Raw genomic sequence first — 23,248 nt, 5'->3', positions numbered from 1 at the left:
TCGCGGAGGGGTCGGATCGGGCGTGCGACCCGGCGCGGTCCGTGACACCGGCGCGCGCTCCCCGCCGCGCCGCCGGTCCGGGCCAGGCCCCACGAGGGCCCTGGACACTGAACCGATTAAGTGTTCTACTCACCGAGCTCGCCGTTCATACCTGGCGATGTCGCAGGAGGTGCGGCGCGCCGCGCTGCGACGGCGACAACAGACCAGCTCGTACACCTTCAGGCGGAGTGAGCGCTCAGCTCGCCTTGACGTCCTTGCAAGCCTGGCCGCGCAGGGGGTAGCCTGCGCGGCGTTGCGCGATTTGCGCGATGTTGTGGACCTGCCGACGGAGAAAGAGCCACCGTGAAATCACGCATCCTCGACGCCGTAGCCGCATGTGCCCTGCTCGCCCTCGGGACCGCCGCGTGCGGCAAGAGCGGGGGCGACGCGCCGTCCGCGTCGCCCGGGTCCTCCGCGCAGGGAGCGCAAGGAGAACAAGGAGCGCGGGGAGCGCCCGCCGCCGAGGCGGTGACGCTGACGTACTGGGCGAGCAACCAGGCGCCCAGCGTGGAAGACGACCGGAAGATCCTCCAGCCCGAGCTCGACAAGTTCGAGAAGCAGACCGGGATCAAGGTCAAGCTCGAGGTCATCCCCTGGTCGGACCTGCTCAACCGGATCCTCGCCGCCACCTCGAGCGGCAAGGGGCCTGACGTCCTCAACATCGGCAACTCCTGGTCTGCGTCGCTGCAGGCGACGGGCGCGTTCCTGCCGTTCGACGACGCCGCGCTCGCCAAGATCGGCGGCAAGGACCGGTTCGTCCCGACGACCCTGTCGGCCACCGGCGCGGCGGGCCAGCCGCCCGCCGCGGTGCCGCTCTACGGGCTCGCTTACGGCCTCTTCTACAACAAGAAGATGTTCGCCGACGCCGGGCTCGAGAAGCCGCCGGCGAACTGGGGCGAGTTCATCACCGTCGCCAAGAAGCTGACGGACGCGAAGAACGGCCGTTACGGCGTCGCCATCATGGGCGCCAGCTACAGCGAGAACGCCCACTTCGCGTTCATGTTCGGCCGGCAGCACGGCGCCAAGATCTTCGAGGGCAAGCAGCCCCGGTTCGACGACCCGGAGATGGTCGCCGGAATCAAGCAGTACATCGATCTCCTCAGCGTCCACAAGGTCGTGAACCCGAGCAACGCGGAGTACGTCAACGACACGCAGATGCTGAAGGAGTTCACCTCGGGCAAGGCGGCGATGCTCATGATCCAGAGCTACGCCCAGGCGCCGATCGAGCAGAACGGCATGGCCCGCGACGCCTACGGCGTGGCGCCGATCCCGATGCCCGACCCGCTGCCCGCGGGCGGCAAGGCGGTGAACAGCCACGTGGCCGGCATCAACATCGCCGTGTTCGAGGAGAGCAAGAACCGGGACGCGGCGCTCAAGTTCGTCGCGTTCATGACGAGCCCCGAGGAGCAGAAGATCCTGAACGGCGCCTTCGGCAGCCTCCCGGTCGTGTCGGAGGCCTACGCCGACGAGCGCTTCAAGAGCGCGAACACCCAGGTGTTCCAGAAGGTGCTGGCCGAGACGGCGGAGTCGATGCCGATGATCGAGGAGACGGCGCAGTTCGAGACGCTCGTGGGCACGGCCATGAGGGATCTCATCGCCGAGGCCGCGGCCGGCAAGGCGGTCACCGACGCCTCGATCCGCGGCAAGCTGACCGCGGCCAATCAGCAGATGGCGAGCGCGAAATAATGCTCGGCGGCGCCAGCACGGAGGGCGCCGGGCGAGGCGCGCCTCCCCTCGCCGGGGCGCCCGCCGCCGCGAGGCCGCGGAGGGCCTCGCGGCGGCGCTGGCAGAGCCGGGTCCTCCCGTACGTGTTCCTGCTCCCCGCGCTGGTCGCCGAGCTCGCCGTCCACCTCGTCCCGATGTTCGTCGGGGCGGGGATGAGCTTCCTCCAGCTCACGCAGCGCTTCATCCGCAACTGGTCCAAGGCGCCGGTCGTGGGGCTCGCCAACTACCGCGTCGCCATCGACGTGAGCTCGCCGGTCGGCGAGAACCTCCTCCGCTCGTTCTTCATCACGGTCGCCTTCAGCGTGCTCGTGGTCGCCGGCTCGTGGCTGCTCGGGACGGCGGCCGCGCTCGCGCTGCAGAAGCCGTTCCCCGGCCGCACGGCGCTCCGGACGTTGTTCCTCGTCCCGTTCGCGATGCCGATCTTCACCGGCGTCATCACCTGGAGCTTCATGCTGCAGCGCGACACGGGCATCGTGAACACGGTGCTCGTCGACCAGCTGGGCCTCGTCGACGAGCGCCCGTTCTGGCTGCTCGGCCCGAACAGCTTCGCGAGCCTCTTGGTCGTGGCGATCTGGCGGACCTGGCCGTTCGCCTTCCTCACGATCACGGCGGGCCTCCAGGCGATCCCCTCGGACCTCTACGAGGCGGCGAGCGTCGACGGCGCCGGCCCGTGGACGCGCTTCCGGTCGATCACGCTCCCGATGCTCCGGCCGGTCAACCAGGTGCTGCTGCTCGTCCTCTTCCTGTGGAGCTTCAACGACTTCACGACGCCCTACACGCTCTTCGGGCGCTCGGCGCCGCCGGAGGCGGGCGTCATCGCGATCCACGTCTATCAGGCGTCGTTCATCACGTGGAACTTCGGGCTGGGCTCGGCGATGTCGGTGCTCCTCGTCGGCTTCCTCCTCCTCGTGACCACGAGTTATCTCCTGATCTCCGGCAGGAGCGCGCGCCATGCGTGAGGCCGCCTGGATCGCCTGGCTGCGGCGCGCCGTGCTCGCGGCCCTCGCCGTCTTCACCGTGGTGCCGCTCTACGTGATGGTGACCTCGGCGCTCAAGCCGCTGCGCGACGTCCAGGGGCCCTTCACGTGGCTGCCGACCGAGGTCACGCTCCAGCCGTTCGTCGACATGTGGCGGACCGTGCCGCTCGCGCGTTACTTCGTGAACAGCGCGGTCGTCGCCGCCGCCTCGACGGTGTTCTCGGTGGCCCTCGCGATCCTCGCGGGGTACGCGGTGAGCAGGTACCGCTTCTGGGGCCGGCGCGCGTTCCTCACCACCGTGCTGTCCACGCAGATGTTCCCCGGGATCCTGTTCCTGCTCCCCCTGTTCCTGATCTTCGTGCAGGTCGAGCGGACCCTCGGGCTGGAGCTCCACGGGACGCGCCTCGGCCTCATCATCACGTACCTGACCTTCTCGCTGCCGTTCTCCATCTGGCTCATCGCGGGGTATTTCGACACCATCCCGCGCGAGCTCGACGAGGCCGCGCTGGTGGACGGCGCCAGGCCGCTCACGGCGCTCGTCCGCGTCGTGCTCCCGGTGGCCAAGCCGGGCGTCGTCGCGGTCGCGATCTACGCCTTCATGACCGCGTGGGGAGAGGTCCTGTTCGCCTCCGTGCTCACGGACGACGACGGGCGCACCCTCGCCGTGGGGCTGCAGGGGTATGCCACCCAGTCGAACATCTACTGGAACCAGGTGATGGCAGCCTCGGTCGTCGTCAGCGTGCCCGTGGTCACCGGGTTTCTCGTACTCCAGCGCTACCTCGTCCAGGGGCTCACCGCGGGCGCAGTGAAATCCTGACAGCGAAAGACACCGCACGTGGCGCCCTGGTGCACAGGCCTGCGCTCAGGTGGCATGGTAGGTACCCTCGATGGGTACCACACACGACGAAGGCGCCGAGAACGGCGACAAGGAAGACTGGGGACGGCTGCGCGTCACGCGCGCCTGCTGTGGCGCGGGGGTCTGCAGGAACTTCGCTCCTGAGCTCCTCGGCGAGGTCGCGCCCGCGCACTGGGCGCCGCTCGACGGCGACGTCCAGCGCCGTGGCCCCGCCGTGCTGGAAGGCACCTACGACGAGGGGTCCTTCACGGGCGTGCTGCGCCAACCGCAGAGTCTGGTCGACCTCGCGGCGGCGCGCTCGGCCGTGGGCTCCTGTCCCGTGAACGCCCTGCGCCTCACGCGCCCCGCCGCGGGCGTGCGCCCCGGCGCGCTCGGCGCGCCGTTCAGCACCTGGCCGCGGCGCCTCGAGGACGACGTCTGGGTCCTCGGCCACCCCTCGCGCGACAACGTCAGCGCCACCGCCTACTTCATCGAGCGCCCCGGCGGCGGCGTGCTCATCGATTTGCCCGAGCCGAGCGACGCAATCTTCCGCTTCCTCGAGCAGCGCGGCGGCGTCCGGTGGATCTTCCTCACGCACCGCGACCACGTCGCGCACCACGTCGAGTTCGCGGCCCGCTTCCCCGGGAGCCGCCGCGTCCTCGGCGCCGCGGACGTGACCCCGCGCGGCTCCGGGCCGCAGACCGACACATCCGACGTGGAGCTCAAGCTCGACGGCCTCGGGCCGATGACCCTGGACGGCGCGCCCCTCGCCGCCGCCGAGCTCGCCGCCGCCGAGCTCGCCGTGCTCCCCCAGCCCGGCCACACCGCCGGCTCGATGTGCCTGCTTTACCGGGGCCGATTCCTGTTCACCGGCGACCACCTCGCCTACTCCCGCCGCCTCGGCCAGATCGCGGCGTTCCGGCTCCAGTGCTGGGACGACTGGGATCGTCAGATCACCTCCGTGCGCCGCCTGGCCGCCCTCGCCGAGGCCGGCCACCTCCGCTTCGTGTGGGTGCTGCCCGGCCACGGCGAATGGAAGCGCCTCGACGGCGACGGCAGCGCGGCCGCGGCGGCCGCCGAGCTCCAGCGCGCCATCGCCTGGATGGAGCGGCAGGCCCCCGGCCACGTCCCCATGGCCCGGTTCATCCCGTGGGTGAAAGGCCGCCTGAACCCCGATAGCCGCGCCGCCCGCGCGGTGTGCGCGATCGGCGGCGGCGGCCCCGGGAGCGACGCGTGGGTGCTGCCGCGCTCGGTCCGGCCTTATCTGCCCGATCACAGACCCGAAAAAGATCGCGCCGCGCTGATCCGGATCTCCCTGATCGCGAGCGCGCTGCTCGGCTGCGCGGCCGGCGTCACCTGGCTCGCGACGCGCGTCCGCCGCGCGTCCGCCGCGCGGTCGTGAATCACGAGAATGAATAAGGAGCACGCGACCAGAGCGACGCGCTGCTCACGCAGGGAGATGCCGCGCGCTGAACCGCTTACCCTGTCGCAGGGACCCCACTACGGGGGGTTCCTGATGGAAACCCCCGACAGTGCGCATTCAGGTCAAATGGTTTGTGGTGCGACGGCGTGGCGTCTACACTCGACCGAGCTATACCTTGCTGGCAGCAGGAAAGGCAGGAGACAACGATGCGCTACGAAAAGCCTGACTTCTTCGAGATCAAGATGGATGCGGAGATCGGCTCTTACCAGAGCGACTTCGATCCGGTGCCGCTGTTCGTGAACCCGGCGCCGGCGGAGCGCGCCGAGGACACGAGCGGGGCCGAGTAGGCGCTCGGGAGCGACCGGCGGAATGCGCCTCTGCGTCCTGGGCTCGTCCGCCGGCGGCGGGCTCCCGCAATGGAACTGCGCCTGTGCGAACTGCGTCGAGGCGCGCCGCGGCTCGGCGCGTGTCCGCCCCCGCACCCAGGACGCGCTCGCGCTCGGGGTGGACGGGGGCGGCTGGTTCCTCATCAACGCGTCCCCCGACGTGCACCGGCAGATCGAGGCCTTCCCGCCGCTGCAACCGCGGGCCGGGCGGGCCACGCCGATCGCGGGGGTGATCCTCACGAACGGCGACCTCGACCACACGCTGGGCCTCTTCTCGCTGCGCGAGAACACGCCGCTCGCGATCTACGCGACCGAGGCGGTGTACCGCGGCCTCGCCGAGGGCAACACCGTCTTCCGCACGCTCCAGCGCTTCCCCGGGCAGACGACGTGGCGGCGCCTGGAGCTGGAGAAGCCGGCGGAGCTCGCCGGGCCGGACGGCGCGCCCACGGGCGTGACGGTCGTCCCGGTCGCGCTGCCGGGCAAGGTGCCGAAGCACCTCGAGGGCCTCGCCCCGCCGTCGCCGGAGGACAACATCGGCCTCTGGATCCAGGACGGCGCGAGCGGGCGCGTCGCCGCCGTCGCGACGGCCGTCGGGGCGGCCGGCGCCTACGTCCCGCGCCTCGACGGGGCGGACGTCTGCTTCTTCGACGGCACCTTCTGGTCGAGCGACGAGCTCGTGCGCCTCGGGCTCGGCAAGGCGCGCGCGGAGGACATGGCGCACCTGCCGATCGGCGGCGACGGCGGCAGCCTCTCGCTGCTCGCGAACGTCGCCGTGCGACGGAAGATCTACACCCACATCAACAACACCAACCCGATCCTGGTCGAGGGCTCGCCCGAGCGGCGCGCCGTCGAGGCGGCGGGCTGGGAAGTGGCCGTGGACGGCCTGGAAATCGACCTGTGAACGACGAGCCGCTCTCGCGGGAGGCGTTCGTCGCGCGGCTGCGCGACGAGGGCGCCCGGCGTTACCACGATCACCATTCCTTCCACCAGCGGATGCACCGCGGCGAGCTCTCGCGGCGCGAGATCCAGGGCTGGGTGCTGAACCGCTACTATTACCAGACGCGGATCCCCATCAAGGACGCGCTGATCCTCGCGAAGAGCGACGACCCGTCGTTCCGGCGGCGCTGGATCCACCGCATCGTCGACCACGACGGCGCGCGCGAGGGCGAGGGCGGGCTCTCGCTGTGGCTGCGGCTCGCCGAGGGCGTGGGGCTCGACCGCGGCGAGGTCGCGGGCCTGACGAAGGTGCTGCCCGCGGTGCGCTTCGCCTGCGACGCCTACGTGACGCTGGTGCGCGAGCGCAGCCTGCTCGAGGCGGTGGCCTCGTCGCTCACGGAGTTCTTCGCGCCGGACCTCATGTCCCGGCGCGTCGTCGCCTGGGAGCAGCACTACCCCTGGGTCGACAAGGCGACGCTCGACTATTTCCGCTCGCGGGTGACGCGCGCCCGGGTCGACTCGACCGAGGCGATCGACTACGTGACGGAGCACGCGACGACGCGGGCCGCGCAGGAGGCGTGCGTCGCGGCGCTCATCACGAAGTGCGACATCCTGTGGGCGATGCTCGAGGCCATCGCGGCGGCCTACCCGCCCGGGGCGTGACGCGGGGATGACCATCGCGCCCGGCGACCGGCTGATCCTCGCGGGCAAGGCGCGGCTCGTGCGCGACCGCGTCTCGGGCCGGGAGATCCTGCTCTACCCGGAGCGCGGCCTCGCGCTGAACCCGGTGGCGGCGGCGGTGGCCGCGCGCCTCGACGGGACGCGCACCGTGGCCGCGATCGCCGCCGAGGTCGCGGCCGCCTTCGCCGCCGCCCCGCCCGGCGAGGTGGAGCGCGACGTGATCGCCTTCCTGGAGGCGCTCGCCGCGCGCGGGCTGCTCGAGCGCGGCGCGGCGGCGGACGCGCCCTCGGCCGGGGCCGCGCCTGCCGCGCCCTCGCCCGGGGCCGCGCCTGCCGCGCCCTCGGCCGGGGCCGCGCCTGCCGCGCCCTCGGTCGCCCCCGGCGCGCCGCCCGCCGCCGCAAGCGCCCCGCCCTCGCCCGCCCCCGGCGCGGCGGCGGGCGCGGCCTCGCACCACCCCTACACGCTGATCGCGGAGCTCACCTACCGCTGCCCGCTGCGCTGCCCGTACTGCTCGAACCCGACCGAGCTCGCGGGCGCGGCCGGCGAGCTCTCGACGGAGGTGTGGTGCCGCGTCTTCGCCGAGGCGGCCGAGCTCGGGGTGATGCAGCTCCACCTCACCGGCGGCGAGCCGCTCGCCCGGCGCGACCTTGAGGAGCTCGTCCGCCGCGCGCGGGAGGTCGGGCTGTACACGAACCTGATCACCTCTGGGATCCCGCTCGCGCGGGAGCGCCTCGCGGCGCTGCGGGAGGCGGGGCTCGACAACCTGCAGCTCAGCGTCCAGGACGCCGACGCGGAGCGCGCCGACCGGATCGCCGGCTACGCCGCGTACGGCCACAAGCTCGAGGTGGCCGCGTGGGTGAAGGCCGAGGGTTTGCCGCTCACGGTCAACGTGGTGCTGCACCGGGCGAACATCGAGCACGTCCCGGCGATCATCGAGTTCGCCGAGCGGCTCGGGGCCGACCGGCTCGAGCTCGCCAACACGCAGTACCTCGGCTGGGCGCTCGCGAACCGCGAGGCGCTGCTGCCGACGCGGGATCAGCTCGAGCGGGCGTTCGCGATCGCCTCGGCGGCGCGCGAGCGGCTGCTCGGCCAGATGGAGATGGTCTTCGTCACGCCGGACTACTACGCGGCGTGGCCGCGGGCGTGCATGGACGGCTGGGCGCGCCGCTACCTCCACATCGCGCCGGGCGGCCTGGTGCTGCCGTGCCACGCCGCGCACACGATCCCGGGGCTCCGCTTCGAGAGCGTGCAAGAGCGCTCGCTCGCCTGGATCTGGCGCGAGGCGCCGAGCATGAACCACTTCCGCGGCGACGCGTGGATGGCGCCGCCCTGCCAGGGCTGCGAGCGCCGCGGGATCGACTTCGGCGGCTGCCGCTGCCAGGCCTACCACCTCACCGGCGACGCCGCCGCGACGGATCCGGCCTGCTCGCTCGCGCCGGCGCACGGGCTCGTCGAGGAGGCCCGGCTCCGCGCCGCGTCCGCGGCGAAGGCCGAGCCGCGTTACCTCTACCGCAGCGCCCCGAGGTGAGCTCCCCCGCGACGAGGCCGTACGCCGTGCTCGCCGTGGTCGCGGTCGGCACGTTGATGGCCGCGCTCGGCAGCAGCCTGATCAACGTCGCGGTGCCGCTCGTGCGCCGGGATCTCGGGGCCGACATCGGCGCCGCGAGCTGGGTGCTCGCGTCCTACTCGCTCTCCGTGAGCGCGCTGCTCCTGCCCTTCGGCCGCGTCGGCGACCGTCACGGCAAGGGCAGGGTGTACGCGGTGGGCTTCGGGGTCTTCGGCTTGGGCTCGGCGCTCTCGGCCCTCGCGCCCACGCTCGCGGCGCTCGTCGCGGCGCGCGCGTTCCAGGGCGCCGGGGCGGCGATGCTGATGGCGAACGGCCCGGCGCTCACCACCGCCGCCTTCCCGCCGGCGCAGCGCGGCCGCGCGCTCGGCCTGCAGGCGACGGCGACGTACCTCGGCCTGTCCCTGGGCCCGTCGATCGGCGGCTGGCTCGCGCAGGCGGCCGGCTGGCACGCGGTCTTCTGGGTCAACGTGCCGATCTCCGTCGCCGGCGTGCTGCTCGCGCGGTCGCTCGTGTGGGGCGGCGCGGCCGGCGCGCCCCTCGCCGCCGGCCGCGCGCGCCCCTTCCCGTGGGCGAGCGCGCTCCTGTTCGGCCCGGCGCTCAGCGCGTTGCTCGTCGCGTTGACGCGCGGCCAGAGCTGGGGGTTTCGGAGCCCCCGGGTCGTCTTCCTGTTCGTCCTCGGCGCGGTCCTCGCGGCGGCGTTCGTGCGGGTGGAGCGGAGGAGCCCCGCGCCGCTGCTGTCGGCCGCGCTCCTCGGGGAGCCGGCGTTCGCGAGCGGTCTCGCCGCGGCGTTCGTCCAGTACGCGGCGGTGTACATGCTGATGTTCCTCCTGCCGTTTTACCTGCAGGGTCCGCTCGCGATGAGCGCGGCGGAGGCGGGCGCCGTGATGACGGTGCAGCCCGCGGCGATGGCGCTCGTCACCTTCGCGAGCGGGTGGCTCTCGGATCGGGTCGGCACGCGCGGGCCGGCGGTCGCTGGCATCGCGGTGCTCGCGGTCGGTCTGGCGAGCGTGGCCCTGCTCGGCCCCACGCCGTCGCGCGCGAGCGTGCTCGCGGCGCTGTCGCTGGTGGGGCTCGGCTCGGGGCTATTCACGTCGCCGAACAACAGCCGCATCATGGGCGCTGCGCCGCGCGATCAGCAGGGGACCGCCGCCGGCCTGCTCGCGGAGGCGCGCAACGTGGGGATGTTGTGCGGGGTCGCGGCGTCGGGGGCGGTGTTCGCCGCGCTCGGAGGGGGAAGGCCGGGCGAGGCAGGAGGCGCGTTCGGCGCGGCGTTTCAGGGCACGATCCTCGCCGCCTCGGTCCTGGCGGCGCTGGGAGTCCTCGCGAGCGCCGCGCCCCCCCGCGCGGAGACAGCGCCCGCCGCCCCCCCGCGGTAACCCGCCGGCGCGGAGCCGCTTGGCACTGCCGTTCGTCTCCCGTCTCCCGTCCCCCGTCTTTCGTCCCCCGTCTTTCGTCTTTCGTCCCCCGTCTTTCGTCTTTCGTCTTTCGTCTTTCGTGCTCGTCCTCGTGATCGTGATCGTGATCGATTCCACGTGCGTGTCTCACGTGTGCGGTCGTGCAGCCATGCGATCACCCGCAGACAGTGCGAACGGCTCGTTCGGGAGCGATCACGATCACGATCACGATCACGATCACGATCACGAGGACGAGCACGAGGACGAAAGACGGGGGACGAAAGACGAGGGACGAAAGACGAGGGACGAAAGACGGGGGACGAAAGACGGGGGACGAAAGACGAGGGACGAAAGACGAGGGACGAAAGACGGGGGACAAAAGACGGAGGACGAAAGACGGGGGACAAAAGACGGAGGACGAAAGACTGGGGACGAGAGCCGACCGCTGCGCCCTCGCCGCCGCGGCCGGCTCAGTGGGCGCCCTTCTCCGTTCCCTTGGAGCCACCCACGGCTCTCTTCACCGCGGTCACGATCCCCAGCACCACCGCCCCCGCCACGATCCCCAGCACCGCATCGGCCAGGGGCCCCAGGATCCCGCCGAGCACCGGCCCCGCGCTGTGCGCAAGGTGCTCGATCCCATGATGCAGCGCCGGAACCCCGTGCGTGAGGATCCCCCCTCCCACCAGGAACATCGCCGCCGTCCCCGCGACCGACAGCCCCTTCATCAGCCAGGGCGCCGCCTTCAAAATTCCACTCCCCACCGACCGCTGCATCCCCCCGCTCTGCCGGCTCAGGTACAGCCCCGCATCGTCGAGCTTCACGATGCCCGCCACGACCCCGTACACGCCCACCGTCATGAGCACCGCGATGCCGCTCAGCACGGCCACCTGCGTGCCGAACGCCGACCCCGCCACCGTGCCCAGCGTGATCGCGATGATCTCGGCCGACAGGATGAAATCGGTGCGCACCGCCCCCTTGATCTTGTCCTTCTCGTAGGCCACGAGGTCGATCTGCGGGTTCGACAGCGCCTGCACCAGCTCGGCGCGGTGGGCCTCGTCCTCCTCCCGGCTGTGCATCAGCTTGTGGGCGACCTTCTCGAAGCCCTCGTAACACAGGAAGGCCCCGCCGATCATGAGCAGCGGCGTGATCGCCCAGGGGATCAACGCGCTGATCCCGAGCGCCGCCGGCACCAGGATCACCTTGTTCAGCATCGAGCCCTTGGCCACCGCGAACACGACGGGAAGCTCGCGCTCGGCGGTGACGCCGGTCACCTGCTGCGCGTTGAGCGCCAGGTCGTCGCCCAGCACGCCGGCCGTCTTCTTGGCGGCCACCTTCGTCAGGATGGCCACGTCGTCCAGCACGGTGGCGATGTCGTCGATCAGGGCGAGCAGGCTGCTTCCGGCCATGAAGAGATCCTCGTCGAGATGATGGGGGTCGATCGCGTCCGCGGCGGCGCCGCTGGCAGCCGTCGCGGACGCCATCGTAGCGGGCGCCGGCCGGCGCCGTCGAAGATCTGCACGTGCTCGCCGCTCCACGCGCCTGCCCCGCGCCGCGGGGCCCGGCGGCTAGGCGGCTAGGCGGCGGCGCGGTGGGCGCCGCGGGCGCGGGCGCGCAGGGCGAGCGGGACGCCGCCCGACGGGCCGAACGTGACGTTGCGCCGCACGGGCCGGGGCGCCCGCTCGTCGAGCAGGCGGACCTGCCACGCGGACAGCGCCGTGCCGAGCACGATCTTCATCTCGAACAGCGCGAACGCCGCGCCGATGCAGCGGCGAGCGCCGCCGCCGAACGGCAGGTACTCGAACGGCGAGAACTTGCGCTCCAGGAAGCGCTCGGGCCGGAACCGGGACGGCTCGGGGTAGAGCTCGGGCAGGTGGTGCACGAGCAGGACGCAGGGCGCGACCCCCGTCCCCGGCTGGAGCTCGTGCTCGCCGAGGCGGAACGGCTGCGCCACGAGGCGCGGGACCTCGGTCGCGACCGGGTAGATGCGCAGCGCCTCCTTGCACACCGCGTCCAGGTACGGCAGCGCGGCGAGGCGCTCCGGATCCGGATCCGGGCCGAGGGCGTCGATCTCGCCCTGCAGCCGCGCGAGCACGCCGGGATCGCGGTGGACGTGATCCAGGGCCCACGCGAGGGCGATCGCCGTGGTCTCGTGCCCGGCGAAGAGCAGCGTCCGGAGCTCGTCGAAGATGGCCTGCTCGCTCATGGCCGACCCGTCGTCGTAGCGGGCCGAGACCAGCAGGCTCAGGATGTCGTCCCCCGGCGCCGCGCGCGCCCGCTCGATCTGCTCGCGCATCAGCGCCTCCAGGTCGGCGACGCGCCGGCGGAAACGCGCGTACGGGCCGAAGCCGCCGAATTCCCGCTGCAGGAACGGCAGGAAGGCCATCGCCGGGGTCACCGCGTCGCCCATGGCCACGACCGCGCGCGCGAACGCGCGCATGCGCGCCGGCTCCTCCACCCCGAAGACGGCGCGGAGGATGACGTCGAGCGAGATCGCCTGCGCGACCTCCTGCGCGACGGCGCGGGGCGCGCGCGCCGCCTCGGCGAAGCGGCGGGCGGCGATCTCCGCCATCGCCGCGGCATAGGCGCGCATGCGGTCGCCGTGGAACGGCGGCGTCAGCAGCTTCCGCTCCCGCCGGTGGCGCTCGCCCGAGAGCATCAGGAGCGAGTGCGACCCCAGGAGGAGGCCGATCGACTGGGTCGAGTACGCCACGAACGTCTCCGGCGGCGCGGTCATCACGTCCTGCACCGACGCGGGGCTGCCGGCCATCACGACGTCGCGGTTGTACATCGGGACGTTGAACACGCCGCCGTAGGTGGCGGCGCAGCGGTGCAGGAACTCGTACGGACGGGCGATGAACTGGTAAGTCGTCAGCAGTCGGCCCTGCGGGCCTCGGGGCAAATGGCTCATGGCACACCTCGTCAGGAGCTCGATCCCGGCGCGCGCGGCGCCGGGACCGATGCCAACGATGGGTCCGGCGCGGCGCCGCGGCAGCGGCGGCGGGCGCCAACGTTGCGACGGATCGCGCCAGGCGAGCCGTCCGGCAGAGCCACTACACCGCGCCCGCGCTGCCAGGAGGGAGCGCCGGCGCCGGCGGCGGCGGGCGGCGCCACGGCGCGCTCCTCTTCGCCCCCGTGCGTTCCCGCTGCGCCTCCAGCTTTCCCATGAAGTGATCCAGCTCCCGGAGCACGCCTCGCAGCTCGGACGCGCGGCTCCTGAGCGGCTCTGCGAGCTCCCTGTACACGGCGGGGCTCTTGTCGGGCCTCCCCCCGGTCGTGCGCACGAGCTTTCGCTTGATGAGCTTCTTGATCGGCTCCGCCTCGTTCTCGAGATCCCGCGTCGGGGACCCCTGCGCCGCCACGAGCCAGGCCTCCGTGGCTTGCGCCGGGATCACGATGAGCACCCGCCTGCCCCTCACGCCCTGAGCGAGGCCGAGCCAACCCTTGATCGTGTCGCAGAGATCCTGCGTCGTGGGCTCTCTCCCCTTGCTCTTCCGCCCGCTCACTTTGTGGCGGATGTCGGCGTCGACATGGATGATCAGCAGATCGATGTTGCCGAGCTCCATGAACGTCGACAGCCAGCTCCCCTGAGCCTCGCACCACGCCTTGACCCCGGTCCATCCGGCGGGCCTGGAGAGCTTGTCGGTCTCGGGCCACAGAGGGCGCACCTCGTGACCGTCCCCGAGCACGGCCTCGACCACCGCCTTCAGGACAGGGAAGTCGGAGCTGCCCTCGCACACGATCCCGATGATCACGTCGCTCAGACCTCCGGCATCCCGCCCAGCGCGCCGGAGAGCCACAGGCGCGACAGCGTCATGTTGCGCTCCTTCGCCCGCTCGAGGGCCTCGGAGTGGTGCATTCGCTCGACGAGGGTCGCGCCGGTCTTCTTGTCGCGCTTCACGATGAAGAGGCGGACCCTGTCGTCCTTCAGGTTCAGCGCGTCGAGGGCGAGCGGGTTGTGCGTGGTCACGAGCAGCTGCGGCCGCTTCGGCTCGGCGAGCACGATGGTCTGCACGCGGTCGATGAGGTAACGCGCGAGCTGCGGGTTCAGGTACTGATCGACGTTGTCGATCGCGAGCACCTGCGGCGCCGCCGGGTGGTAGAGCATCGTGAGCAGGAACAGGGCGTAGAGCGTCCCTTCGTTCACCTCGACCGCGGAAAGCCAGTTCATCTCGGTCCGGAGATAACGATCCTGCAGCAGCAAGGTGAGGTGCGGATCGCCGTTCCTCCCCGCGCCGTTCGACACGCCCGGATAGCCGCTCTCGGCCTTGAACGACACCCTCTCCGCCCAGTCGACGAGGTCCTTGAGCTCCTGGTCGAGCCGGCGTCGCAGCGCCGCGTTCCTGGTGCCGCCTCGCTGCAAATCGAACAGGCCTCTGGCCAGCCCGCCACCCATGAGGCCGATCGGGTGCTTCTGCGCGGGGTCCGCGATCTGAGCGCGCAGCATCGGCGGCAGCGGCGCGTAGATCGCGAACTTCCCGAGGGCGCGGAGCAGCGACGTGATCTCGCCGTCCCCGCGCGTCGTGGTCACCATCACGCCTATCCCCTGGTCGTGCGGCGCCGAGATCCCCTGCTTCATCCCGTCCGTGTGGACGAGGCGGCCCTCGCGCTTCGAGCGGGAGCCGACTTCCTTCTCGCCCTCGAAGAAGATCTCCTTGTCGAACCGCCACGCCGCGCTGTCCGTGGCGGCTGCGCGCCCGAGCGCCGGATCGCCGAGGGCGACCTGATAACGCGCGTTGTCGGACGCCGCCTCCAGCAGGATGCTGCGGGTCGCCCGCTTCTCGGAGCCCAGCGCGGTCTTGAACAGACCAGGTGTCCCGGGCCGGATCCCCCGCGCCCCGAAGGTATCGTAGTTCACGGCGCCGGAGGCGGCGCAGCCGAGCACCGCGATCGCCTCGAGGAGGTTGCTCTTGCCCGCCCCGTTCGCCCCCACGAAGACGTTGAGCCGCCCGAGGTCCAGCACCGCGTCGATCGCGGTCTTGAACCCCCGGATGTGGACCCTGCGAAGCATGGGGCCGAGCTTACCGCAACGAGCGCGCCGCCGAACGCCGATCGCGGCGCCCCCTCCCGGGAGACATCGCGCGGCCGACGTTACCGCACGTGGACGCGCCGGTACTCGCCCGGCGTGCTCCCGGTCCAGCGGCGGAAGCTCCGGTAGAAGTGGCGCGGCTCCCCGTAGCCGAGCAGGAACGCGATCTCCTGGAGCGTCACGTCGCGGCGGCGGACGAGCTCGAGCGCCCTGGTCCGCCGGACCTCGTCGAGCTGGGCCGTGAACGACGTGCCGAGCTCCTTGAGGGCGCGCTGGAGCGAGCGCGTGCTCATGCCGAGCGCGCGCGCGATCTGCTCCTGGTCCACCTCGCCGCGCGCGATCCGCTCGTCGATGCGGGCGCGCACGCGGGCGTCGAGCGGCGCGGCGCCGGCCGGGGCCGCGCGCGCGGCGAGGAGCCGCTCGGCGTGGCGCACGAGGTAGTCGTGCACCGACGGGTCCGCTCCGACGACGGGCGCGTCGAGCAACCGCGCGTCGTAGACGAGGCAGGTGGAGGCCGCCTCGAAGCGGACCGGGGCGCCGATCGCCTCCTCGTAGAGCGCCGGCGGGTGCCGGCGGAGGTGGCGGAACCGGGCCTCGGTCGGCCGCGCGCCGCCGTCGAGGTAGAGCGCGATGAAGCGCGCGAGCGCCGCGATCATCATCTCGATCGGCTCGGCCATGGCGACGACGCGCGGCTCGTGCTCGAGCGCGAGGTGCACGACGTCGCCGCGCTCCTCCACGGCGAGGCGGAGGTGCGGGTCCATGAGCCGGCAGAAGCGGGCATAGACCGCGACCCCCTGCCGCAACGTCTCGCTGTGGCGGACGGCGAGCCCCACGATGCCGACGACCGACACCGGGATCCACCGCGCGTACATCAGCCCGAGCGGCTCGCCCGGGAGGCGCTGGAGCAAGAGCTCCCAGAGCCCGAGCAGCGACCCGTACGGCACGAGCTCGTCGGGCGCGGCGAGCGCCTCGAGCGAGACGCCGGCGGCGCGGAGCAGATCGTCCTGCGAGACGCCGCGCGAGCAGGCGAAGGTGATGAGCGCGGCGGGCATGGAGGCGAAGACGAGCTCGTCGTCGGGCATGGCGTGACCCGAGGATAACGCACGATTGCTCGAGCCGAACCCGGGCGCTCGGGGTACGTACAGGAGACCGCCGAGCGCTCCCTGAGCTTCGATGAGCGCTTCCGCGTGGAGGACCTGAACATGAGCGTGCTTCGATCATGGATGGTGGGCGCAGCGATCGGGTCGGCGGCCTCGGCGCTGGGCTGCGCAGACGCGCCGCTCCCGGGCGGCCCGGGGGGCGGCCCGCCCGCCGGCGATCCGGGCGGGGGCTGCCCGATCCCGCCCGAGGCGCAGGCCGAGGACACCTCCGCGCCCGACCACGTGGTGGGGAGCGGCACCCCCGAGAGCTGCACCGCGGACGCCTTCGTCGACGCGGTCGCGAAGGGCGGCGTCATCACGTTCGACTGCGGGCCCGACCCGGTGACCATCACGCTCGATCGGACGGCGAAGATCGTCAACGACACCGGACCTCGCATCGTCATCGACGGCGGCGGCAAGGTCACCCTGAGCGGCGGGGGCGACGTCCGGATCCTCTACCAGAACACCTGCGACGAGGCGCAGGTGTGGACCACACCCCACTGCAACAACCAGGATCACCCGCGGCTCACCGTGCAGAACCTGACCTTCGTCGACGGGAACGCGAAGGGCGAAGCCGACGGCGGCGGCGCCATCTTCGTCCGGGGTGGGCGGTTCAAGGTGGTGAACTCCCGCTTCTTCAACAACGTCTGCGACGACGTAGGGCCGGACGTCGGCGGCGGCGCGATCCGCGTGCTCGACCAGCACGAGGGGCTCCCGGTGTACGTCGTGAAGAGCACGTTCGGCGGCGAGGAGGGCCGCGGCAACGTGTGCTCCAACGGCGGAGCGCTCAGCAGCATCGGCGTCTCCCACACGGTGATCGACAGCCTGTTCAGCCACAACCGCGCGATCGGCGACGGCGCGAACCCCGCCGAGCCCGGGACGCCCGGCGGCGGGAGCGGCGGGGCCATCTACAACGACGGCAACACGTTCACGCTCGACCTGTGCGGGGTGACGATGACGGACAACACCGCCAACGAGGGCGGCGGCGCCATCTTTTTCGTCAGCAACGACCGCACGGGCTCGCTCCTCATCTCGAGCTCCACGCTCCGCCGCAACCCGAGCGCAGGCTTCGAGACCGCCGGCTACCCCGGGATCTTCGTGCTCGCGAGCGGAGATCCGCAGATCACGAGCTCCACCATCGAGTAACGCGCCGCCCGCCCCCGCCCCTCCCCGACTCCAGGGCTCACCTCCGGCCTCCGCCCCGCCGGGTTACCGCAAGATCTCCTCGAGCAGCGCGTTCGGCTCGCCGCGCACGTCGTCGCCGAACGACGCGACCTCCAGGCCGTGATACTGGTTCATGATCGTGAACCAGAGATCGCGCAGCTGGCGGTCGCCGCCGATGGCGCCGTACGCGACGTGGGCGTCGTTCAGGAACACGCCGCCGCCGCCCAGGAGCACGATGGGCAGATCGTACGCGTCGTGGTCGTGTGTGCGCATCTCGCTCATGTAGACCATGACCGAGTGATCGAGCACCGTCCCGTCGCCCTCGGGGATCGCGTCGAGCCGCTGCGCGAGCTGCGCTGCCTTCTGGCCGAGCCAGCAGCTTATCGCCGAGAACTCCGGGTTGCTCGGCTCGATGATCCGGTAACGGCCGTCCTCGATCGCGCGGTCCAGGTTGCCGGCGCCGTGCTGGGAGGCGTGGAAATGAAGGCTGCTCTCCGCCCGGTACTCGAGGCCGACCTTCGCGCGGACCTCCTCCGGGATACACCGGTACTCGAACTCGGAGCGCGCGTCGTCGAGCATGTGGGTGACGACGCGCGTCACGTCGCACTGGATGGCCATGACGAGCAGGTCAGTCATCACGTTCGCGTGATCTTCGTGCCGGTACTCGCCGGCCTCGGTGCTGTCGTTCTCGTTGAGCCCCTCCGCCTGGCCCGGCGGCTCGGGCACGACGCCGGGCTCGGGGATCGGCGCGCAGCCGAGGTTCGCCGCGCCCATCGTCGCCGCGACGCGGGTCGCGTTCTTCTCGATCTCCCGCAGCGAATCGAGGTATTGCTCCACGATCCTGCGGTCTTCCGCCCCGACCCGGCCCTTCAGCGCGTTCGCGTCCGCGAGCACGGCGTCGATCACGCTCTTCTCGGCCGCGGCGCGGCGCGCCGCCTCGATCCTGGCCTGCTCGGCGGTCTGCCCGGGGACGGGCGCCGCGCTCGCCGCGCCCGCGCCGACCAGCGCGTCGAACACCGCCCTCGGGTTGACCGAGCGCTTCAGCGGCTCGCGCGCGCTCTTCCAGGAGATCGCCTGGTTGTAAGCATAACTCCGCTCGTCGAAATAGCCGGGTTTGACCCCGAGCCCCGTCTGCAGCGACGGGATGCGCGTCGCCTGCTCCGGGCCGACCTGCTGCACGATGCGCTGATCGACCGAGACGCCGTTGCCCACCCACGCGCCGAGGTCCTGCCCCGCTTCCCTCCCCAGCCGATCGGCGTCGACGCACGTCGAGAGCGCGGCCGTGAGGCGCGAGTGGGACGGCTCGACGTAAGGGCTCAGGTCCTTGTTCCACGTGTAGTTGCCGAGCCGGCTCACCATCAGCATCTTCGACTTCACCGGCGCGAAGTACTCGAGCACCGTCGGCAGCTTGAAGTCGGCGCCCGTCAGCGTCTTGCCGAAGGCGGGGGCCGCCTCCCACCAGTGGTGGGGCGCCCCGTTCGGGAAGGTGCAGAGCAAGAAGCGCTTCGGGGTGCCGGGGTCCCCCGCGCGGGCGCTCCGCGGCGACAGGCTCTCGAGCCACGGCAGCGCCAGGCACACCCCCGCGCCCCTGAGCAGGTTCCTGCGTGTGATCCAGCGTTTCATGTGCACATCGCTCCTTCGTGCCTGAGCTCGCGCCCGACCTCGCGCGCAGACTCGTGGGCAGGCAGCGCGCGCCGCCTCACGGCGCCCCCCGCTTCGCGCGCCGCAGCCGGAACGTGTCGCTCGTCACCACCTGCTTCACCAGGTCCCCGATCGTCCCGCCGCCCCAGCGCGCGGCGATCTCCTGGATGACGGCCGTGTCCTCGCCGGCCGGGCTGCGGCGCAGCGCGTAGGCGAAGAGCTGCCTGGGAGGGCAGGTCCCGAGCCGGGCGTCCTTCCGGAGCTCTGGCAAGAGGCCTGTCAGGTCCTGGAACTCCACACCTCCGTACGTGCCCGACGCGTCGACCTCGTCGCCGTTCGGGTACGTCGTGCGGTAGGCGCCGATCGCGTCGAAGTGCTCCAGGCTCAGCCCGATGGGGTCGAGCGCGTTGTGGCAGACCGCGCAGTCGGGCGACTCGCGGTGTTTCTCCAGCTTCTTGCGGACGTTCTCGGCCGGGATCTCGTCGCCGCCCGCGGCGCCGAGCTCGGGGATGACCATGTCGGCGGGCGGCGCGATATCGACGCAGAAGAGCTGCACCAGGATCGTCTTCGCGCGGGACGTGGGGGAGGTCCGATCGTCGTGTGACGACAGCGTGAGGAACGCGGGGAGCGTGAGGAACCCGCGGCGCGCGCCCTCCGGATCACCCGCGTAGAGCGGCGCGAGCTCGGGGCTCTCCGGGTGAGGCGCCGTGAGGAGCTCGGACCACCGCCGCCCGCCGGTCGTGAAGCCGGAGAGGTACACGTCGGCCTGGGCGATCATCCCGCCCTTCATGTCGCCGCGAAAGACCGGGAACAGCGACGCGTCGACGTTGTGGCTGGGGAGCGCGCGGATCCCGAGCCACTGCCCGAAGAAGTTCCGGTAGAACGCGGCGCTCTTCGGGTCGGCCAGCATGCGGTCCACCTGCGCCGCGAGCTCGCCCTCGGTGGCCAGCGCGTCGCGCCCCGCCGCGTCGAACAGCGCCTCGTCCGGGAGCGAGCTCCAGAGCAGGTACGAGAGGCGCGACGCGATCTCGTACCCGCCGAGGGCGCCCGGCGCTCGCCGCGAGTCGGGGCCGAGCTCGGCCCGCAGGAGGAAGCTCGGCGACGTCAGCAGCGTGCGGACCACGAGCTCCACCGCCTCGACCGGGGACATCTCGAGGTCGGTGAGCGCGTGTTCGTACTGCGCCACGTAACGCGCGACCTCCTCCGCCTCGAGCGGGCGCCGGAAGGCGCGCAGCCCGAAGCGCTCGATGATGTCGCGCGGGCACCCGGCGTCTGCGCTGTCCTCCGGGTCGCACACCAGGATCTCGGCGCGTTGCGCCTCGTCCGCGAGCGCCTCCTCGGCGAGCCTCCTGGCCGCGCCGTAGTACCCCTGGACGAGGGCGGGCGAGAGGCTCGCGAGCGCCCCCGCGTTCGCGTCGAAGCCCTTTGCGCCGGAGGCCGGGAACCCGTCCGCCGGGCGCAGGCGCGTCCCGAGGAGGTGGGCGACGGTGGTGTTGTACTCCGCCGCCGTCATGTGGTGCAGCGGCATGCCGCCCGGATCGGCGGCGCCCTGCGCCGGCTCATCGCCGGATCCGAAGGGTTCGCCGCACGAGAGGCCGAGGAGGCATGCCCCGGCGGCGAGCCGGTGCAGGGGGGTGAGTCGGTCGCGTCTGAACATCATCGTCGGCTCCCGCCCGTGGAGTCGGCAGCTCCACGCCATGAGTGCGGCTCCATCCCGCCCAGGCGGCGAGGCCTCTTGACCGGAGCCGCCCCGTCCCGTGACGGGCATGGTGAAACGTGGCGCGACTCTAGCGCATCTCCCCGGCGATCTGCGCCGATCGCCCCCGGCGCGCGTCGTTTCGCCCCTGGCCCGGCGCGGCAAGCGGACGCCCCGATCGACGGGACCGGATCATCACGCAGCTGCCGCGTCCGCGCGCGCCGCCGAGCGCTTGACAGCGCGCACCGCGGGCTCTACTTAACCATAAGGTAAATTAACTGCAAGGTTGGAAAAGGTTCGCCCATGTTGTCGCCCGATCGCCTCGACGCCACCTTCGCTGCCCTCGCCGATCCGACCCGGCGCGCGATCCTCGCGCGCCTCGCCCAGGGCGAGGCCTCGGTCATGGAGCTGGCCGAGCCCTTCGACATGAGCCTTCCCGCCATCTCCAAGCACCTCAAGGTGCTGGAGCGCGCGGGGCTGATCTCGCGAGGTCGCGACGCGCAGCGGCGTCCCTGTCGGCTCGAGGCGGTCCCGATCAAGGAGGTCGCCGCGTGGGCGGAGGGTTACCGCCGCTTCTGGGAGGAGCGCTTCAATCGGCTCGATGAGTACCTGAGCGAGCTGCAAGAGAAGGAGAAGAAACACGGCCGCACACCGTGACTCGCCGCGACGTCCACGACGGCCTCGAAGGTTCCGCTTCGATCCGGGGAGGGCTGTGATAGGGTCCGCCGCCGTTTACACGGCTACCAGGGAGGACAACCGATGAGCACGATCGAGCGGCATACCCCGGGCACCCCGTCATGGGTCGATCTGATGACACCCGATCTCGATGGCGCGCTGAAGTTCTATGGCGGCCTCTTCGGCTGGACCTTCGAGGTCGGCCCGCCGGAGCTCCACCACTACACGACGTGCAGGGCGGGCGGGCGCCGCGCGGCCGGCATCGGCAAGCAGCCCGAGGGCGACACGTTCCCCTCGGTGTGGACCGTCTACTTCGACGCCGAGGACGCCGAGCAGAGCGCCGAGCTCATCCGCGCGAGGGGCGGGCAGGTCATGATGGGGCCGATGGACGTGATGGACTTCGGCCGCATGCTCGTCGCGTCCGACCCGACCGGCGCCGTGTTCGGGGTGTGGCAGCCGAAGAACCACACCGGCGCCGAGGTCGTCGAGGAGCCCGGCGCGATGCTCTGGCACGAGGTCAACACGCGCGATCACAAGAAGGCAGCGGACTTCTACGCCGGCGTCTTCGGCCTCGAGGCGCGCAAGCTGCAGGCGCCCGGGATCGACTACATGACGCTCCACAAGGGGTCGAAGACGCTCGGCGGCGTGCTCCAGATGAACGCGCAGTGGCCGGCCGACGTGCCGCCGCACTGGATGGTGTATTTCGCCGTCGCCGACGTCGAAGCCTCCAACGCGCGGCTCGCGGAGCTGGGCGGCAAGGTGCAAGTGCCGCCCTTCGACACGCCCTATGGCCGGCAGTCGGTCGTCACCGACCCCTGGGGAGCGGTCTTCACCCTCATGACGCCGCGGCAGCCCCCGAGCGAGGCGGCTCCGTGAGCACGTAACGCCGAGCATGGCCGCGCGATCGAGGGCGCGCCGCGCGGCCGGCTCCACCCGCGCGGGCCCAGGGCGCCGCGGGGCGCCCCGCGGATCGAAGGCGGGCTCGCGCGCTCGACCTCGGCGAGGGCGCGCGAGGGCGCGGCGAGGGCGTGCGAGGCGCGGCAGCGAGGCGTTGCCTGCGCGTCGTGTTCTGGTAAGAAGTACGCGCCTTTACCCAGGACGACGTCCGGGAAATCGGCGCGCGAGGCGGCTCCTCGCGGAGGCAGGACAATGACCGACTCGATGGATCCGCTGCTCTCGCTCGTCGCGCGCGACGAGGAACACGACTGCGAGGGATATGGACATGTGAACGTCTGCGTGCGGGTGGTCGGCGTCGCCGAGCTGCCGACGCGCGCCGGCCCCTTCCGCATCGTCGCGTTCTGGAACAACCGCGACGCCAAGGAGCACATCGCGATGGTGCACGGCGATGTCGTCGGCGCGTCGAACGTGCCGACGAGGCTCCACTCCGAGTGCCTGACGGGCGACGTCATGGGCTCGCTGCGGTGCGACTGCCGCGATCAGCTCCTCGAAGGGCTGAAGAAGATCCAGAGCATGGAGCGGGGCATCCTCTTGTACCTGCGCCAGGAGGGCCGCGGCATCGGGCTCATCAACAAGGTCCGCGCCTATGCGCTGCAGGACCAGGGGCTCGACACGGTGGAGGCGAACCTGGCGCTCGGCTTCCGGGACGACGAGCGCGACTACGCGGTCGCCGCGCACATGCTGCACAGCCTGAACGTGAGGTCGGTCGAGCTCATCACGAACAACCCGAACAAGGTCCAGCAGCTGAAGCAACACGGGGTGTCCGTGGTCGGCCGCATCCCGCACGTGATCCCGCCGAACGATCACAACCGGTTCTACCTGGAGACGAAGGCGAAGCGGTCGGGCCATTACATCGACATGTGGGGCAAGCCGCACCTCGCCGAGCAGAGCGACCCGGTCGTGGTCGACGGCATGCCCTCGCCCGCGTCCGAGCCGCCGCCGTCGAGCGCGAGGCCCGCGCGCCGGGGGCCGCTCAGCTCGTGACGA

At 71.8% G+C, this 23,248-nt stretch carries 20 protein-coding genes; 13 read left to right on the top strand and 7 right to left on the bottom strand.

Annotated features, from left to right (window positions below):
* Positions 1-342 precede the first annotated feature (342 nt).
* From WMF43_RS09550 to WMF43_RS09510, 9 genes are all read left to right on the top strand, one after another.
* Positions 343-1,725, top strand: coding sequence for an ABC transporter substrate-binding protein (locus WMF43_RS09550; RefSeq protein ID WP_437679174.1), 1,383 nt, complete (start codon positions 343-345; stop codon positions 1,723-1,725).
* Positions 1,725-2,723, top strand: a complete 999-nt coding sequence (locus WMF43_RS09545; RefSeq protein ID WP_437679173.1) for a carbohydrate ABC transporter permease — start codon at positions 1,725-1,727, stop codon at positions 2,721-2,723. Before WMF43_RS09550 ends, WMF43_RS09545 begins: the two co-directional genes overlap by 1 nt.
* The gene (locus tag WMF43_RS09540; protein ID WP_437679172.1) at positions 2,716-3,558 is read left to right on the top strand and encodes a carbohydrate ABC transporter permease; all 843 of its coding nucleotides are present in this window, start codon (positions 2,716-2,718) and stop codon (positions 3,556-3,558) included. The genes WMF43_RS09545 and WMF43_RS09540 overlap by 8 nt, the downstream gene beginning before the upstream one ends.
* 70 nt (positions 3,559-3,628) lie before the next feature.
* Entirely contained in the window at positions 3,629-4,978 is a 1,350-nt protein-coding gene (locus tag WMF43_RS09535; protein ID WP_437679171.1) for an MBL fold metallo-hydrolase, read from the top strand.
* 227 nt (positions 4,979-5,205) lie between these two features.
* Positions 5,206-5,346, top strand: a complete 141-nt coding sequence (locus WMF43_RS09530) for a hypothetical protein (protein WP_437679170.1) — start codon at positions 5,206-5,208, stop codon at positions 5,344-5,346.
* A 22-nt stretch (positions 5,347-5,368) separates the two neighbouring features.
* Complete coding sequence (gene pqqB / locus WMF43_RS09525) at positions 5,369-6,286, top strand: pyrroloquinoline quinone biosynthesis protein PqqB (protein ID WP_437679169.1); 918 nt, start codon at positions 5,369-5,371, stop codon at positions 6,284-6,286.
* A complete protein-coding gene (gene pqqC / locus WMF43_RS09520) occupies positions 6,283-6,984 on the top strand; it encodes a pyrroloquinoline-quinone synthase PqqC (protein ID WP_437679168.1) in 702 nt (233 codons plus the stop codon). Before pqqB ends, pqqC begins: the two co-directional genes overlap by 4 nt.
* A 7-nt stretch (positions 6,985-6,991) precedes the next feature.
* Positions 6,992-8,530, top strand: a complete 1,539-nt coding sequence (pqqE, locus tag WMF43_RS09515) for a pyrroloquinoline quinone biosynthesis protein PqqE (RefSeq protein WP_437679167.1) — start codon at positions 6,992-6,994, stop codon at positions 8,528-8,530.
* Complete coding sequence (locus WMF43_RS09510) at positions 8,527-9,945, top strand: MFS transporter (RefSeq protein WP_437679166.1); 1,419 nt, start codon at positions 8,527-8,529, stop codon at positions 9,943-9,945. The genes pqqE and WMF43_RS09510 overlap by 4 nt, the downstream gene beginning before the upstream one ends.
* A 488-nt stretch (positions 9,946-10,433) precedes the next feature.
* Here the strand turns inward: WMF43_RS09510 and WMF43_RS09505 are convergent, their stop codons facing one another.
* The 5 genes from WMF43_RS09505 to WMF43_RS09485 all read right to left on the bottom strand — a co-directional run bounded on the left by WMF43_RS09505 (position 10,434) and on the right by WMF43_RS09485 (position 16,071).
* Complete coding sequence (locus tag WMF43_RS09505) at positions 10,434-11,369, bottom strand: DUF808 domain-containing protein (protein ID WP_437679165.1); 936 nt, start codon at positions 11,367-11,369, stop codon at positions 10,434-10,436.
* Positions 11,370-11,536: 167 nt separating this feature from the next.
* Positions 11,537-12,871, bottom strand: a complete 1,335-nt coding sequence (locus tag WMF43_RS09500; RefSeq protein WP_437679164.1) for a cytochrome P450 — start codon at positions 12,869-12,871, stop codon at positions 11,537-11,539.
* Positions 12,872-13,013: 142 nt separating this feature from the next.
* Positions 13,014-13,715, bottom strand: a complete 702-nt coding sequence (locus tag WMF43_RS09495; RefSeq protein ID WP_437679163.1) for a hypothetical protein — start codon at positions 13,713-13,715, stop codon at positions 13,014-13,016.
* Positions 13,716-13,720: 5 nt separating this feature from the next.
* Positions 13,721-14,971 (bottom strand): AAA family ATPase, encoded by a 1,251-nt coding sequence (locus tag WMF43_RS09490; protein WP_437679162.1) that lies wholly within the window; start codon positions 14,969-14,971, stop codon positions 13,721-13,723.
* Positions 14,972-15,051: 80 nt separating this feature from the next.
* Positions 15,052-16,071 carry an AraC family transcriptional regulator ligand-binding domain-containing protein gene (locus WMF43_RS09485; protein WP_437679161.1) on the bottom strand — a complete coding sequence of 340 codons (1,020 nt, stop codon included), beginning with the start codon at positions 16,069-16,071 and terminating at the stop codon, positions 15,052-15,054.
* A gap of 120 nt (positions 16,072-16,191) precedes the next feature.
* Here WMF43_RS09485 and WMF43_RS09480 point away from each other — a divergent pair, with 120 nt between their 5' ends.
* Complete coding sequence (locus tag WMF43_RS09480; protein ID WP_437679160.1) at positions 16,192-17,274, top strand: hypothetical protein; 1,083 nt, start codon at positions 16,192-16,194, stop codon at positions 17,272-17,274.
* Between the two features lie 63 nt (positions 17,275-17,337).
* Here the strand turns inward: WMF43_RS09480 and WMF43_RS09475 are convergent, their stop codons facing one another.
* Positions 17,338-18,915 (bottom strand): DUF1552 domain-containing protein, encoded by a 1,578-nt coding sequence (locus tag WMF43_RS09475; RefSeq protein ID WP_437679159.1) that lies wholly within the window; start codon positions 18,913-18,915, stop codon positions 17,338-17,340.
* A gap of 76 nt (positions 18,916-18,991) precedes the next feature.
* On the bottom strand, positions 18,992-20,593 hold the full coding sequence (locus WMF43_RS09470) for a DUF1592 domain-containing protein (protein ID WP_437679158.1): 1,602 nt from the start codon (positions 20,591-20,593) through the stop codon (positions 18,992-18,994).
* Positions 20,594-20,932: 339 nt separating this feature from the next.
* Here WMF43_RS09470 and WMF43_RS09465 point away from each other — a divergent pair, with 339 nt between their 5' ends.
* The 3 genes from WMF43_RS09465 (at position 20,933) to ribA (ending at position 23,245) form a co-directional block, all read left to right on the top strand.
* Positions 20,933-21,286, top strand: a complete 354-nt coding sequence (locus WMF43_RS09465; RefSeq protein ID WP_437679157.1) for an ArsR/SmtB family transcription factor — start codon at positions 20,933-20,935, stop codon at positions 21,284-21,286.
* A gap of 102 nt (positions 21,287-21,388) precedes the next feature.
* Positions 21,389-22,180 carry a VOC family protein gene (locus WMF43_RS09460; protein WP_437679156.1) on the top strand — a complete coding sequence of 264 codons (792 nt, stop codon included), beginning with the start codon at positions 21,389-21,391 and terminating at the stop codon, positions 22,178-22,180.
* 273 nt (positions 22,181-22,453) lie between these two features.
* On the top strand, positions 22,454-23,245 hold the full coding sequence (gene ribA / locus WMF43_RS09455; protein WP_437679155.1) for a GTP cyclohydrolase II: 792 nt from the start codon (positions 22,454-22,456) through the stop codon (positions 23,243-23,245).
* The last annotated feature ends 3 nt before the right edge of the window (positions 23,246-23,248 follow it).

It is taken from the genome of Sorangium sp. So ce131, from assembly GCF_051519095.1.
Taxonomy (GTDB): domain Bacteria; phylum Myxococcota_A; class Polyangia; order Polyangiales; family Polyangiaceae; genus Sorangium.
Note: the sequence above shows the minus strand (reverse complement) of the source record. Positions and strands in the feature narration are given on the sequence as shown.

Bases quoted from the DNA above. Each gene is read 5' to 3' on its own strand.
- WMF43_RS09545 (WP_437679173.1), top strand. From the start codon at position 1,725: ATGCTCGGCGGCGCCAGCACGGAGGGCGCCGGGCGAGGCGCGCCTCCC.
- WMF43_RS09540 (WP_437679172.1), top strand. From the start codon at position 2,716: ATGCGTGAGGCCGCCTGGATCGCCTGGCTGCGGCGCGCCGTGCTCGCG.
- WMF43_RS09535 (WP_437679171.1), top strand. From the start codon at position 3,629: ATGGGTACCACACACGACGAAGGCGCCGAGAACGGCGACAAGGAAGAC.
- WMF43_RS09530 (WP_437679170.1), top strand. From the start codon at position 5,206: ATGCGCTACGAAAAGCCTGACTTCTTCGAGATCAAGATGGATGCGGAG.
- pqqB (WP_437679169.1), top strand. From the start codon at position 5,369: ATGCGCCTCTGCGTCCTGGGCTCGTCCGCCGGCGGCGGGCTCCCGCAA.
- pqqE (WP_437679167.1), top strand. From the start codon at position 6,992: ATGACCATCGCGCCCGGCGACCGGCTGATCCTCGCGGGCAAGGCGCGG.
- WMF43_RS09505 (WP_437679165.1), bottom strand. From the start codon at position 11,369: ATGGCCGGAAGCAGCCTGCTCGCCCTGATCGACGACATCGCCACCGTG.
- WMF43_RS09500 (WP_437679164.1), bottom strand. From the start codon at position 12,871: ATGAGCCATTTGCCCCGAGGCCCGCAGGGCCGACTGCTGACGACTTAC.
- WMF43_RS09490 (WP_437679162.1), bottom strand. From the start codon at position 14,971: ATGCTTCGCAGGGTCCACATCCGGGGGTTCAAGACCGCGATCGACGCG.
- WMF43_RS09485 (WP_437679161.1), bottom strand. From the start codon at position 16,071: ATGCCCGACGACGAGCTCGTCTTCGCCTCCATGCCCGCCGCGCTCATC.
- WMF43_RS09480 (WP_437679160.1), top strand. From the start codon at position 16,192: ATGAGCGTGCTTCGATCATGGATGGTGGGCGCAGCGATCGGGTCGGCG.
- WMF43_RS09475 (WP_437679159.1), bottom strand. From the start codon at position 18,915: ATGAAACGCTGGATCACACGCAGGAACCTGCTCAGGGGCGCGGGGGTG.
- WMF43_RS09470 (WP_437679158.1), bottom strand. From the start codon at position 20,593: ATGATGTTCAGACGCGACCGACTCACCCCCCTGCACCGGCTCGCCGCC.
- WMF43_RS09465 (WP_437679157.1), top strand. From the start codon at position 20,933: ATGTTGTCGCCCGATCGCCTCGACGCCACCTTCGCTGCCCTCGCCGAT.
- WMF43_RS09460 (WP_437679156.1), top strand. From the start codon at position 21,389: ATGAGCACGATCGAGCGGCATACCCCGGGCACCCCGTCATGGGTCGAT.
- ribA (WP_437679155.1), top strand. From the start codon at position 22,454: ATGACCGACTCGATGGATCCGCTGCTCTCGCTCGTCGCGCGCGACGAG.